This window comes from Pseudomonas sp. BP11-1-1 (assembly GCF_052112105.1).
In the GTDB taxonomy this organism is placed as follows: domain Bacteria; phylum Pseudomonadota; class Gammaproteobacteria; order Pseudomonadales; family Pseudomonadaceae; genus Aquipseudomonas; species Aquipseudomonas alvandae.
In genome coordinates this window covers 79,334-92,997 of the sequence record NZ_JAUTYU010000020.1, presented here as the reverse complement: position 1 = coordinate 92,997, position 13,664 = coordinate 79,334, and the positions used below count along the sequence as shown (strand labels likewise).

Sequence of the window (13,664 nt, the reverse complement as noted above, 5' to 3'; positions counted from 1 at the left end):
GTTTTTCAACTGCGGGGTGGGGGAGGGGATGAGTGGTGCGCTGTGATTGTTCCGCGACCCTGTGGCGAGGGGATTTATCCCCGCTGGGCTGCGAAGCAGCCCTAAAATCAGAGAACGCGGTGCATCAGACTCACCAGGTCCACTGCTGTTGGGGTCGCTGCGCGACCCAGCGGGGATAAATCCCCTCGCCACAGGATCGCGGTCGCCTGCCTTCAGCGGCTTTGGCGTTGTTGTAACAACAGGTTGCTGAAACCGCTGCCGGCCAGTTGTTTCTGGGCCTTGGTCAACTCTTCCCGATTGCTGAACGGTCCGACCAGCACCCGATACCAGGTCTCGTCCTTCACCGTCCCGGATTCCACCGACACCGATTGGCCCAGCAGGATGATCTGCGCTCGCACCTTGTCGGCGTCAGCTTCCTTGCGGAACGAACCGGCCTGCAGGAAGAACTTCGTCACTGGCGCTGCTTTCTGCACAGGCGGCGCGGGTGGCGGCGTGATGCCGGCCAAGGCCGCCTGGGCGCGGGCGGTGTCGATCTTTGCCGCTTCGGCCGGGGTCACTGGTGTGGTCGGCACCTGGGGCACTTGCGGCGTCGGCAGGGTTTTCTCCGGCACGGCGTCAGGCGGCACGATGACTTCCGATTCCGGCAGCAAGGTATAGAAGTCGTACTTCGGCTTCACTGGCTGCGTCGGGCTCGGCGGCGTCTTGTTGGCCTCGGCGATCCGCGTGGCTTTCTGCTGCTCTTGCCGGACGCGCTTGACGTCATCGCCCTGGCCCGGCTCCAGCTTCATCAAGAAGACAATGAAAGCGCCGACCGTCAGGCCGATGGCCATCCACAACCAGCCCGGGATCGGCTTTTTCGCCGGGGGCTGGTAACGACTGGCGCCGCGTTTGGGGGCGGGTTTTTTCTTGGCGGCCAACTTACATGCGCTCCAGCGTTTCCAGGCCCAGCAGTTCCAGGCCTTGCTTGAGCGTGCGTCCGGTCAGTGCGGCGAGGCGCAGGCGGCTCTGCATCTGTGCCGGTGTCTCGGCGCTGAGGATCGGACAGTTTTCGTAGAAGCTGGAGAACAGGCCGGCGACGTCGTACAGGTACGCGCACAAGGTATGCGGCGTGCCCTTGTCGGCGACGTTGTTCAGTACTTCACCGAACTGAGCGAGCCTGGCTGCCAATTCCTGCTCGTGGGCGGCCTCGAGGACGATCTGGCCTTCCACTTCGTCGAAGTCCTTGCCGAGCTTGCGGAACACCCCCGCCACTCGGGTGTAGGCATACAGCAGGTACGGCGCGGTGTTGCCTTCGAAGTTGAGCATCAGGTCGAAGTTGAAGCTGTAGTCGCTGGTGCGGTGCTTCGACAAGTCGGCGTACTTCACCGCGTCGATACCGACGACCTTGGCGATGTTGCGCAGCTCGTCTTCGGCCAGGTCCGGGTTCTTGCCCTTGACCAGGCTGTAGGCGCGGTCCTGGGCTTCGGTCAGCAGGTCGATCAGTTTTACGGTGCCACCGTCGCGGGTCTTGAACGGACGGCCATCAGCGCCGTTCATGGTACCGAAGCCCATGTGTTCCATTTCCATCGGGTGGGTCACGAAGCCGGCCAGCCGGGCCACTTCGAACACCTGCTGGAAGTGCAGGGCCTGGCGCTGGTCGACGAAATACAGCACCCGATCAGCCTTGAGCACACGGTTGCGGTAGCGCACGGCCGCCAGGTCGGTGGTGGCGTAGAGGTAGCCGCCATCGGCCTTGACGATGATCACCGGCAGCGGCTCGCCATCGGCGGTCTTGAACTGGTCGAGGAACACGCACTGGGCGCCGTTGCTTTCCACCAGCATGCCCTTGGCGCGGAGGTCGTTGACCACGTTGACCAGGTCATCGTTGTAGGCGCTTTCGCCCATCACGTCGGCCATGGTCAGCTTGACGTTCAGCAGCTCGTAGATTTTCTGGCAGTGGGACAGGGAGATGTCCTTGAACTTGGTCCACAGCGCCAGGCACTCGGTGTCGCCGGCTTGCAGCTTGACCACCAGGCCGCGGGCGCGGTCGGCGAATTCGGGCGACTCGTCGAAACGTTGCTTGGCGGCGCGGTAGAAATTTTCCAGGTCCGACAGCTCGTCGCTGGTGATGGGGTTTTCCTGCAGGTAGGCCATCAGCATGCCGAACTGGGTGCCCCAGTCACCGACGTGGTTCTGGCGGATCACGGTGTCGCCGAGAAACTCCAGCACGCGGGCCACGCCGTCGCCAATGATGGTCGAGCGCAGGTGGCCGACGTGCATTTCCTTGGCGAGGTTGGGGGCCGAGAGGTCGACCACGGTACGCTGCAACGGGCCGGCCTTGCGCACGCCGAGGCGCGCGTCGGCCAAGGCCGCGTCGAGGCGCGAGGCCAGGGCCTGGGTGTTCTGGAAGAAGTTGATGAACCCGGGGCCGGCGATGTCAGCCTTGCTGACGTTTTCGTCGGCCGGCAGCGCGGCGATGATTTTTTCCGCCAGATCGCGAGGCTTCATGCCAGCCGGCTTGGCGAGCATCATCGCGATGTTGCTGGCGAAGTCGCCGTGGGTCTTGTCGCGGGTGTTCTCGACCTGAATCGCCGGCGACAGGCCTTCTGGCAGCACACCTTCAGCGACGAGTTGGGTGATGGCTTGCTGGATGAGCTGGCGAATGGTGTCTTTCATGGTCTTCTCTTTCAACCGCAGGCGCGGCGGCGCTTCGATGCGCTGGTGGAAAAACTGGGCATTATCCGTGGCGCGGGCGAGCTTGCCAACTGTAGCGGGTTGGTTGGGGGTGTGTGGTGATTATTCTGGGTGGCCCGGATGTACGCGATCCCCTGTGGGAGCGAGCTTGCTCGCGATAGCGGTCTGGCATTCAATATTCATGCAAGCTGACCCGCCGCCATCGCGAGCAAGCTCGCTCCCACAAGGGCTAGATTAGCGATCCATTAATACAAATCCACCGGATCCACATCCAGCGACCAGCGCACCGCCCGCCCGCTGGGCATCTGTTCCAGCGCCAGCAGCCATGCACTCAGCAGCCGATGCAACGGCGCCCGGGCATTGGCTTGCAACAGAAGCTGCGCGCGATAACGCCCGGCCCGCCGCTCCATCGGAGCCGGAACCGGGCCCAATAGTTCGATGCCGGTGAGGTTCTGCTCCGCCAGCAGCCGTTCCGCCTCACTGCACGCTTCGTCCAGGAAACCTTCCGCCTGCCCCGGTTTATGAGCCTCGGCGCGCAACAGCGCCAAGTGCGCAAATGGCGGCAACCCGGCGCCACGGCGTTCGCTCAGCGCCTGTTCGGCAAAGGCGAAATAGCCCTGCTCGGTCAGTTGTATCAGCAGCGGATGATCCGCCAGGTGAGTCTGGATGATCACTTTGCCCGGTTCCTCGGCGCGTCCGGCGCGGCCTGCGACCTGGACGATCAGCTGCGCCATGCGCTCGCTGGCCCGGAAATCACCGGAGAACAGCCCGCCGTCGGCATCCAGGATCGACACCAGCGTGACCCGGGGGAAGTGATGCCCCTTGGCGAGCATTTGCGTGCCCACCAGGATGCACGGCTGACCCTTCTGGATGGTGGCGAACAGATTGTTCATCGCATCTTTTCGCGAGGTGCTGTCGCGATCCACGCGTAGCACGGGATAGTCGGGAAACAAGATCCCCAGCCGTTCTTCGGCGCGCTCGGTGCCGGCGCCCACCGGACGCAAGTCCACTTTCCCGCACTGCGGGCAGTTCCTCGGCACGCGTTCGGAGTGCCCGCAATGGTGACAACGCAGCTCGCCGTAACGCTGATGCACGGTCATCCGCGCGTCGCAGCGTTCGCAACCGGACATCCAGCCGCAATCATGGCACAGCAAGGTCGGGGCAAATCCCCGGCGATTGAGAAAGACCAGCACCTGTTGCCCGGCGGCCAGGGTCTGGCCGATGGCTTGCTGCATCGGTCCGGAGATGCCGCTGTCCAGCGGACGACTTTTCACATCCAGGCGCAGGAAGCGTGGCTGCTTGGCGCCGCCGGCCCGTTCGTTGAGGCGCAGCAGGCCGTAGCGACCGGTGTAGGCGTTGTGCAGGCTTTCCAGGGAAGGTGTGGCCGAGCCAAGGACGATGGGAATGTTCTCTTGTCGGGCCCGCACCAGCGCCAGGTCGCGGGCGTGGTAGCGCAGGCCTTCCTGCTGTTTATAGGAACCGTCGTGCTCTTCGTCGATGATGATCAGGCCGGGGTTTTTCATCGGCGTGAACAGCGCCGAGCGGGTGCCGATGATGATATCGGCCTCGCCGTCCCGGGCGGCTAGCCAGGCTTCCAGGCGTTCGCGATCATTGACCGCCGAGTGCACCAGGGCGATCCGTGCATTGAAGCGCTGTTCGAAGCGCGCCAGTGTTTGTGGGCCGAGGTTGATTTCCGGAATCAGTACCAGGGCCTGCTTGCCGGCTTCCAGGGTCTGGCGGATCAGCTGCAGGTAGACCTCGGTCTTGCCGCTGCCGGTGACACCCGCCAACAAGAATGCGTGATAGCTGTCGAAACCTGCGCGAATCGCCTCGCAAGCGGCCCGTTGTTCGGCGTTTAGCGGCAGTTCTGGCTGGGCCAGCCAGTGTTCGTGGCGCTCGCCTGGGGCATGGCGGCGAACTTCCACCTGGACCAGGTCCTTGGCCAGCAGCAGGTCGAGGCTGTCCTTGCTGAGCATCAGTTTGCTCAATAACTGGTGGGCCACGCCGTGGGGATGCTGGGCCAAGGTCGCCAGGGCTTCGCGCTGGCGCGGTGCGCGGGCGATACGCGGGTCGTCCAGTGAGGCGCCTGGTGCCACCGACCAGAACCGCTCCTGGCGTGCCTCGGCCGGTTCGCCCTGGCGCAACAGCACCGGCAGGGCCCAACTCAGGGTGTCGCCCAGGCTGTGCTGATAATACTGGGCGGTCCACAGGCACAACTTGAACAGCGACGCCGGCAGCGGCGGCGTGGCATCGAGCAGGGCCAGGGCTGGCTTGAGTTTATCCACCGGCACTTCGCTGTGGTCGGTGACTTCCACCAGGATCCCGATCATTTCCCGCCGGCCGAACGGCACCCGCAGGCGCATGCCCGGCTGCAACTGGGCGCGCAGGACCCCGGCCGGAGCGCGGTAGTCGAACAGGCGGCGCAGGGGCGAGGGCAGGGCGAGGCGCAGGATGGCGTCGGGCACGCGGGGGATCTCGGTAGGCAAACAAGTTCGCAAGGCTGAGCGCTATTCAATGTGGGAGCGAGCTTGCTCGCGATGGCGTCAGTTCTGTCACATTGATGCTGACTGAATCGCCGCTATCGCGAGCAAGCTCGCTCCCACAGGGATTGTGCTTGAGGGCGCGAGCCTAGCAGACGGTTGGTACAAGGCATAGCTTGCGCGAATGACGATGTCTGGTAGAATCCGCGGCCTAATTACGTGCGGTATTCAACAATAGTGTTGGGTGGCGGCACGCTAGCCTGAGGAAAACACCATGAAAACCGATATCCATCCAGACTATCCAGTTGTGGCCGTAACCTGCAGCTGCGGCAACAAGTTCGAAACCCGTTCGACCTACGGCAAAGCCCTGGCGATCGACGTTTGCAACGAATGCCACCCGTTCTACACCGGTAAGCAAAAGACTCTGGATACCGGCGGCCGCGTTCAGAAGTTCGCCGATCGTTTCGGTGCTTTCGGCGCGAAGAAAGCCTAAGGCTGATTATCTTGGAAAGTCGTTCCGGCTATTCCAGGCTAATGAAGAAGGCGTCCCTAGTGGGCGCCTTTTTTGTGCCTGCGATTTGGTTCTGTGGTGCCCAGGCGTCCTGCCCCCTGCCGGGCAAGCTGCCTGAAGTGGCTGTGCAGCGGGTGGTGGATGGCGACACGTTGTATCTCCAGGACGGCCGTCGTATCCGCATGATCGGTCTCAACAGCCCGGAGCTGGGCAAGCGCGGGCGTGCTGACGAACCGTTCGCCGTGGCGGCGCACCAGCGACTCGAGGCGCTGGTGGCTGCCAGTGCCGGCCGGGTCAAGGTATCACCCGGTGAAGATGATCAGGACAACTACGGACGCACGCTCGCCCACGTCTATGACCGTCAGGGCCGCAACCTGGAAGAACAACTGATTGCCGAGGGGCTGGGCTTCCTGGTGGCCGTCGCGCCCAATGTCGATCTGGTCCAGTGCCAACAGGCGGCGGAACGCCAGGCGCGACAGGCCGGGCTCGGTATATGGAAAAAGTCTCCCGTCACGCGAGCGGAGCAAATCGACGCGGCCGGCTTTGCATTGGTCCGCGGTCGTGTAGACAGCGTGCAGCGCAATCGCGGCGGCATCTGGATGGAAATGCAGGGGGCGGTTGTCTTGCACATCGCTCCCGATTTGCAGCGTAACTTTGACGCTTCGATGCTCAAGCGCCTGGAAGGCCGGACAATCGAGGCGCGCGGTTGGGTCGTCGATCGCTCCCGGCGCGGGGCGCCAAAGCCCGGGCAGGCGCGATGGATGCTGCCGGTGACCGACCCGGCGATGTTGCAGGCGCTCCCCTGAGAGAAAAATTGTAGACATTTATGCTGTCGATTGTATGCATCAAGCCCTTGTATTTCGCTGCTCTTGGCCCAAAGTCGTAGGGCAGGGCGCTTGACAGGAGTGACTGGTCAGTCTTGTAGGGACTTTGCGAGGCGCGTATCCTCGGCGGTCCGTCTGTCCAACACAGTAAAAAGCGGAATGCCCACATGTCTGATCTGAAAACTGCCGCTCTCGAATATCACGCTAATCCTCGTCCGGGTAAGCTGAGTGTCGAGCTCACCAAGGCCACCGCTACTGCCCGCGATCTGTCGCTGGCCTACAGCCCCGGCGTAGCCGAACCAGTCCGCGAAATTGCTCGCGACCCTGAACTGGCCTACAAGTACACCGGCAAGGGCAACCTGGTTGCAGTCATTTCCGATGGCACCGCGATTCTCGGCCTGGGTAACCTCGGCCCACTGGCTTCCAAGCCGGTCATGGAAGGCAAGGGCGTTCTGTTCAAGCGTTTCGCCGGCATCGACGTGTTCGACATCGAAGTCGACTCCGAAAGCCCGCAAGCCTTCATCGACACCGTCAAGCGCATCTCCATCACTTTCGGCGGCATCAACCTGGAAGACATCAAGGCACCAGAGTGCTTCGAGATCGAGCGCGCCCTGATCGAACAGTGCGACATCCCGGTTTTCCACGATGACCAGCACGGTACCGCGATCGTAACCGCGGCCGGCATGATCAACGCCCTGGAAATCGCTGGCAAAACCCTGCCGGAAGCCAAGATCGTCTGCCTGGGCGCCGGCGCTGCGGCCATCTCCTGCATGAAGTTGCTGGTGAGCATGGGCGCCAAGATCGAAAACATCTTCATGGTTGACCGTACCGGCGTGATCCACTCCGGCCGTGACGACCTGAACCAGTACAAGGCCGTGTTCGCCCACGCGACCGACAAGCGCTCCCTGGCGGACGCGCTGGACGGCGCCGACGTGTTCGTTGGCCTGTCGGGCCCGAACCTGCTGAGCGCGGAAAACCTGCTGCGCATGGCGCCGAACCCGATCGTGTTCGCCTGCTCGAACCCTGATCCGGAAATCTCCCCGGAGCTGGCTCACGCTACCCGCAACGACGTGATCATGGCCACCGGCCGTTCGGACTACCCGAACCAGGTCAACAACGTACTGGGCTTCCCGTTCATCTTCCGTGGTGCCCTGGACGTTCGCGCCAAGCGCATCAACGAAGAAATGAAAGTCGCTGCCGCCAACGCCCTGCGTGAACTGGCCAAGCTGCCGGTACCGCAGGAAGTGTGCGACGCCTACGGCGGCATCAAGTTGGAATTCGGTCGTGAGTACATCATCCCGAAACCAATGGACGCCCGCCTGATCACCCTGATCTCCGACGCCGTGGCCAAGGCCGCCATCGAGACGGGTGTTGCAACCCTGCCGTACCCGAAGAACTACCCGCTCAAGAGCGTGGATGACGTGTTCAACGGCTAAGCTGTTGTAGCGCTTCAACAAAAAGCCCCGGCTCGTGTGAGTCGGGGCTTTTTTGTGGCTGGGTTGTATGGGTGGAAACCCTTTGCTGGGCAAGTCGAAAATCTGTGGCGAGGGGATTTATCCCCGCTCGGCTGCGTAGCAGTCGTAATTTGGTTTGCGCGGTTCAACTATTGTTCCGCGCAGTCTGGATTTGGGGCTGCTGCGCAGCCCAGCGGGGATAAATCCCCTCGCCACAGGGGCCTTGTGCGGCAAAAAAAAGCCCCGCGCTTCTCTCGAAGGCGGGGCTTTTTGGAAGGGGCCGGTCAGAACAGATCGATCGGCGCCGCTTCGTCCGCCGGTAGCGGGCTGCCCGGCGCTACACCGTTGCCCAACTCGTTGACCGAAGGCGGGGTGTCTTCGCTCTTGAACAGTTCGAAGTACGCGCCTGGCGTGCCTGGCGTGGCGGCGCGGCCGCTGACCGGGTCGACCCGCAGGCTGAGGATGCCTTCCGGTTCAGGTTGGGTGTGCGGCGGCTTGTCCTTCAGGGCGGCGCCCATGTAGCTCATCCAGATCGGCAGCGCCACGGTGCCGCCGAACTCGCGGCGACCCAGGCTTTCTGGCTGGTCGAAACCGGTCCAGACGGTGGTCACGTAATCGGCGTTGTAGCCGGAGAACCAGGCGTCCTTGGATTCGTTGGTGGTGCCGGTCTTGCCCGCCAGGTCAGTGCGACCCAACGCCAGGGCGCGGCGGCCGGTGCCGAGCTTGATCACGTCCTGGAGCATGCTGTTGAGGATGTAGGTGGTGCGGCCATCGACAATGCGTTCAGCGACGGCGGGTGCTTGCGGCAGGCCTGGGGCCGTGGTGGCTTCGCCTGGCGTTGCATTGACCGTGAAGGTCTCGGTGGCCGGCGCGGCGACGCCGTCGCTGGCCTGCTCGCCCGTAGGCACTCGCGGCGGGTTGGCGACAAACAGCGTCTCGCCATTGCGGCTTTCGATCTTGTCGATGATGTACGGGGTGATCTTGTATCCGCCGTTGGCGAATGTGCTCCAGCCCGTGGCGATTTCCATCGGCGTCAGGGTCGCGGTGCCCAGGGCCAGGGACAGGTTGCGCGGCAGGTCCTGCTTGTTGAAGCCGAACTTGCTGATGTAGTCGATGGTGCGATCCACGCCCAGGGCCTGCAACAGGCGGATCGACACCAGATTGCGGGACTTGTACAGCGCCTCGCGCAGGCGAATCGGGCCGAGGAAGGTATTGGTGTCGTTTTTCGGCCGCCAGACCTTGTCCAGGTATTCGTCGACAAACACGATCGGCGCATCGTTGACCAGGCTGGCGGCGGTGTAGCCGTTATCCAGCGCAGCACTGTAGACGAACGGCTTGAAGCTCGAGCCCGGCTGGCGCTTGGCCTGCAAGGCGCGGTTGTAATTACTCTGCTCGAAAGCGAAGCCGCCTACCAGTGAGCGGATCGCGCCGTCCTGAGGGTCGAGGGACACCAGCGCGCCCTGGGCGGCCGGGATCTGGCTGAACTTGAGCGAGTTGTCCGGCTGGCGTTGCACCCGGATCAGGTCGCCGACCTGCGCCACATCCGAAGGCTGGCGAGGATTGGCGCCCATGCTGTTGGTGTTGAGGAACGGACGGGCCCATTTCATGGTGTCCCAGGCCACGTGCTCTTCCGACTCGCCATTGCGCGTCAGTACCTTGATGCCGTCCTTTTCCACCTGGGTGACGATTGCCGGTTCCAGGCTGCTGATGGTGCGCTGCTTGGTCAGCTCCAGGGCCCAGGCCTCCTTGGTCTTGCCTGGCAGGCGCGACTCGGGGCCACGGTAGCCGTGGCGCTGGTCATACGTCATCAAGCCTTCATGCAGTGCAGTGTTGGCCATTTCCTGCAGATTGCTCGGCACCGTGGTGGTGACGCGGAAACCTTCGGTATAGGCGTCGCTGCCATAGCGCCCGACCATTTCGGCCCGGGCCATCTCGGCGATGTAGGGGGCGTTCACTTCCGGCGTCGGTACGTGATAGCTGGCGTTCAAAGGCTCGTTGATCGCGGCGGTGTAGTCGGCTTCGCTGATCTTGCCGAGCTTGTACATGCGCCCCAGGATCCAGTCGCGACGTTCCTTGCTGCGCGCCGGGTTGGCCAGCGGATTGAAGCGCGACGGTGCCTTGGGCAGGCCGGCGATCATTGCCATCTGCGCCAAGCTCACGTCGCGGATCGACTTGCCGTAATACACCTGCGCTGCGGCCTCGATGCCATAGGCGCGGTTGCCCAGGTAGATCTTGTTCACGTACAGCTCGAGGATCTCGTCCTTGGTCAACTGCCGCTCGATCTGCAGGGCCAGGAGAATCTCGGTGGTCTTGCGCGAAAAGCTGCGTTCGCTGGTCAGGAAGAAATTCTTGGCGACCTGCATGGTGATGGTGCTGCCGCCGGACTGGATGTGGCCACTCTTGACCAGCTGGCTGGCGGCGCGCATCAGGCTGCCCGGATCGACGCCATAGTGGTTGGCGAAGTTGTCGTCTTCAGCACTTAGTAACGCATTGATGAAATTGGGCGGAATGTCGGCGAACCGGATCGGTGTGCGGCGCATTTCGCCAAATTCGGCGATCAACTTGTTGTCGCTGCTGTACACCCGCAAAGGAATCTGCAACTGAATACTTCTCAGCGCCTCCACGGACGGCAATCCCGGACTAAGGTAAAGAAACGCACCGCTCAGACCCAGGAGCAGTCCGCAGAAAACGGCGACGATGGACCATCCGAAAAATTTCAGCAGACGAATCAAGGCTTTTGGATATCCAGGCAAAGAATGAAAAAGGCGCCAGGTGCAGCGAAGGACCCGTGCCAGCAACAAAGCGAAAAAAAACGCTGGGCATTATAAGCATTTTTTTTCGTCGGGAACGCCATCCGGACGTCCGTCGGACCGGGGGGATTGAACGCAACGCATATTAGAGAGTCCGTAACTCACGGATAGTCATAGGGAATTGGTAGTGCTGCGACTCTTCAATAAAAAAGCCCACGGGCTTTTGGGCATCGACATCAGTTCAACATCGGTCAAGCTGCTCGAGTTGAGCCGCCAGGGCGACCGATACCGCGTCGAGTCCTATGCGGTCGAACCGCTGCCGGCCAACGCAGTGATCGAGAAGAATATCGCCGAGCTCGAAGGGGTGGGCATGGCGTTGTCGCGGGTGCTCGACAAGGCCCGGACGCCCTTGCGCAACGTGGCGGTCGCGGTTGCGGGGTCGGCGGTCATCACCAAGACCATCGAGATGGATGCCGGGTTATCGGAAGATGACATGGAAAACCAGCTCAAGATCGAGGCCGACCAGTACATTCCTTATCCACTGGATGAGGTGGCGATCGATTTCGAGGTGGTGGGTGCTTCTCCCCGCAGCACCGAACGGGTCGAAGTGCTGCTGGCGGCTTGTCGAAAGGAGAACGTCGAGGTCCGCGAGGCGGCGCTGGGGCTCGCCGGGCTGACGGCTCGCGTGGTCGATGTCGAAGCCTACGCGCTGGAGCGAGCCTTCGGTCTGCTCGCCACGCAACTTGCCGCGTCCCAGGAGCGACTGACCGTGGCGGTCGTCGACATCGGCGCCACCATGACCACGCTCAGCGTGTTGCACAACGGTCGCATCATTTATACCCGTGAGCAGTTGTTCGGGGGGCGTCAGCTTACCGAGGAAATCCAGCGTCGCTATGGCCTGACGCCAGAGCAGGCCGGCCTGGCGAAAAAGCAGGGCGGTTTGCCCGACGATTATCTCGGCGAGGTGCTTCAACCGTTTCGCGAAGCGCTGGTGCAGCAGGTCTCGCGTTCGTTGCAGTTTTTCTTCGCCTCGGGTCAGTACAGCGCGGTGGATCACATCCTGCTGGCGGGAGGCACTGCGTCAGTCGCCGGCCTGGACCGCCTGATCGAGCAGCGCCTGGGCACGCCAACCCAGGTCGCCAACCCGTTTACCAATATGGCCCTGAGTAGCAAGGTCAACGCCGGCGCCCTGGCCGGCGATGCGCCGGCGCTGATGATCGCCTGCGGGTTGGCCCTCAGGAGTTTCGACTGATGGCGCGGATCAACCTTCTTCCCTGGCGCGAGGAGCTGCGCGAGGAGCGGCGCAAACGCTTTCTGCTGGCGTTGGTGGGCGCGCTGGTGGGCGCGGTGGGCTTGACCTTGATTGCGGTCCAGTACCTGAACAGTGAGATCGACTATCAGACCGCGCGCAACGGCCACGTCCGTGATCAGATTGCCATTCTGGATGAGCGTATCCAGCAGATCAGCGAACTGAAGGCCCGTCGACAGCAACTGCTGGAACGCATGCGCATCATCCAGGACTTGCAGGGCAACCGTCCGGTCAGTGCGCGGATTTTCGATCAACTGGCGCGGACCCTGCCGGACGGGGTTTATTTCACCGAAGTGAAAATGGAAGAGGGCATGCTTTCCATCCAGGGCGTCGCGGAGTCCAACAACCGGGTCTCGGACTTGATGCGTAACCTGGACTCGTCGGACCTGTTCGATGCCCCCAGCCTGACGGAGGTCAAGGCCGCCACGGCGGGCCAGCCCGACCAGGCCAGCGTTTTCCAACTGACGGTTCGCCAGACCCGTCCTGCCGACGCGGAGGATGGCCAATGAAAGCCGGAGAATGGCTGGACGCGCTGCGCAAGATCGATTTCAGCGACCTGGACACCAATAACGTTGGCTCCTGGCCGGCGCCGATCAAGTGGCTGGCCGGAATATTGCTGGTATTGCTGGTGTTGGGGCTGGGCTATAACTTTGCCTTGAGTGACCTGGAAAGCCAGTTGCAGCAGGTGCACGAGGAGGAAAATACCCTCAAGGCGCAATTTGCCGGCAAGGCCCACATGGCGGCGAACCTGGAACGCTATATCGAACAGATGAAGCAGATGGAAACCTCTTTCGGCGTGCTGCTGCGCCAACTGCCCAGTGACACCGAGGTGCCGGGCCTGTTGGAGGACATCACTCGCACCGGCCTGGGCAGCGGCCTGGAGTTCGAAGAGATCAAGCTGCTGCCGGAGGCCACCCAGCCGTTCTACATCGAATTGCCCATCCAGATCACGGTGACGGGCGGTTATCACGACCTGGCAACGTTCGTCAGCGGCGTCGCGGGGCTGCCCCGCATCGTCACGCTGCATGATTTCGAAATCGCACCTGTGGAGCCCGGCGCGGGGGCGAAGCTGCGCATGAGCATCCAGGCCAAGACCTACCGGTACAACGAGCAGGAGACGCTGCCATGAGGCGGGTCTATTGCGTGGGCCTGCTGGCCGGGCTGCTTGCGCTGGCCGGTTGCAACAGCGACGACGGTTTCAGTGACCTGGATGCCTACATGAACGAAGTACGCCTGCGTCCGCCCGGCAAGATCGAGCCCACGCCGACCTTCAGGCCTGGCGAAACCTTCACCTACAGCGCCGCCAATCTGCGTAGCCCGTTTTCCCCGCAGGTCCGCATGGACCAGGCCGAGCGGCAACAGGGCTCGCGCAATGTCAGACCTGATCCCAACCGGGCGAAGCAGTACCTGGAGGGCTTCAATATCGAGCAGTTTGAAATGGTCGGCACGATCTCCAACGCCAGTGGCTCGTTTGCGCTCCTGCGGGGTGCGGGCGGGGTGCATCGACTGAAGGTCGGTGACTACCTGGGGCGCAACGATGGGCGGATCGTCGCTATCAGCGCCACCCAGGTCGATGTGGTCGAAATCGTTCCCGATGGCCAAGGCGCTTGGCTGGAGCGACCACGGACCATTACTTTGAAAGAGCATTCATAGTGGAATTCGA

11 protein-coding genes are annotated in these 13,664 nt (G+C 62.6%); 7 read left to right on the top strand and 4 right to left on the bottom strand.

The genetic code is table 11. The annotated features are described in order from the left end of the window. Positions 1–212 precede the first annotated feature (212 nt). The 3 genes from Q7C33_RS25255 to Q7C33_RS25245 form a co-directional block, all read right to left on the bottom strand. The gene (locus Q7C33_RS25255; RefSeq protein WP_030140998.1) at positions 213–917 is read right to left on the bottom strand and encodes an SPOR domain-containing protein; all 705 of its coding nucleotides are present in this window, start codon (positions 915–917) and stop codon (positions 213–215) included. Position 918: 1 nt separating this feature from the next. Continuing rightward, a complete protein-coding gene (argS, locus tag Q7C33_RS25250; protein ID WP_030140997.1) occupies positions 919–2,655 on the bottom strand; it encodes an arginine--tRNA ligase in 1,737 nt (578 codons plus the stop codon). A gap of 263 nt (positions 2,656–2,918) precedes the next feature. Beyond that, positions 2,919–5,138, bottom strand: a complete 2,220-nt coding sequence (locus Q7C33_RS25245; protein WP_030140996.1) for a primosomal protein N' — start codon at positions 5,136–5,138, stop codon at positions 2,919–2,921. Positions 5,139–5,427: 289 nt separating this feature from the next. Between Q7C33_RS25245 and rpmE the strand changes: the two genes are divergently transcribed. From rpmE to Q7C33_RS25230, 3 genes are all read left to right on the top strand, one after another. Continuing rightward, positions 5,428–5,646 (top strand): 50S ribosomal protein L31, encoded by a 219-nt coding sequence (gene rpmE, locus Q7C33_RS25240; protein WP_030140995.1) that lies wholly within the window; start codon positions 5,428–5,430, stop codon positions 5,644–5,646. Between the two features lie 41 nt (positions 5,647–5,687). Beyond that, positions 5,688–6,470: a thermonuclease family protein gene (locus Q7C33_RS25235; RefSeq protein ID WP_407684324.1), complete on the top strand. Its 783-nt coding sequence runs from the start codon at positions 5,688–5,690 to the stop codon at positions 6,468–6,470. A gap of 185 nt (positions 6,471–6,655) precedes the next feature. Beyond that, the gene (locus Q7C33_RS25230; RefSeq protein ID WP_030140993.1) at positions 6,656–7,924 is read left to right on the top strand and encodes a malic enzyme-like NAD(P)-binding protein; all 1,269 of its coding nucleotides are present in this window, start codon (positions 6,656–6,658) and stop codon (positions 7,922–7,924) included. 302 nt (positions 7,925–8,226) lie between these two features. On the opposite strand, the gene Q7C33_RS25225 is transcribed toward Q7C33_RS25230, so the two are convergent. Then, positions 8,227–10,671: a penicillin-binding protein 1A gene (locus Q7C33_RS25225; RefSeq protein WP_187293336.1), complete on the bottom strand. Its 2,445-nt coding sequence runs from the start codon at positions 10,669–10,671 to the stop codon at positions 8,227–8,229. Positions 10,672–10,879: 208 nt separating this feature from the next. On the opposite strand from Q7C33_RS25225, the gene Q7C33_RS25220 reads away from it, so the two are divergent. Genes Q7C33_RS25220 through Q7C33_RS25205 form a run of 4 tightly spaced genes read left to right on the top strand, consistent with a single transcriptional unit; the run spans position 10,880 to position 13,654 of the window. Beyond that, complete coding sequence (locus tag Q7C33_RS25220; protein WP_217861071.1) at positions 10,880–11,944, top strand: pilus assembly protein PilM; 1,065 nt, start codon at positions 10,880–10,882, stop codon at positions 11,942–11,944. Next, positions 11,944–12,510 (top strand): PilN domain-containing protein, encoded by a 567-nt coding sequence (locus Q7C33_RS25215; RefSeq protein WP_217861072.1) that lies wholly within the window; start codon positions 11,944–11,946, stop codon positions 12,508–12,510. The genes Q7C33_RS25220 and Q7C33_RS25215 overlap by 1 nt, the downstream gene beginning before the upstream one ends. Continuing rightward, positions 12,507–13,130: a type 4a pilus biogenesis protein PilO gene (gene pilO / locus Q7C33_RS25210; RefSeq protein WP_407684322.1), complete on the top strand. Its 624-nt coding sequence runs from the start codon at positions 12,507–12,509 to the stop codon at positions 13,128–13,130. Before Q7C33_RS25215 ends, pilO begins: the two co-directional genes overlap by 4 nt. Beyond that, the gene (locus tag Q7C33_RS25205; RefSeq protein ID WP_030140988.1) at positions 13,127–13,654 is read left to right on the top strand and encodes a pilus assembly protein PilP; all 528 of its coding nucleotides are present in this window, start codon (positions 13,127–13,129) and stop codon (positions 13,652–13,654) included. The genes pilO and Q7C33_RS25205 overlap by 4 nt, the downstream gene beginning before the upstream one ends. The last annotated feature ends 10 nt before the right edge of the window (positions 13,655–13,664 follow it).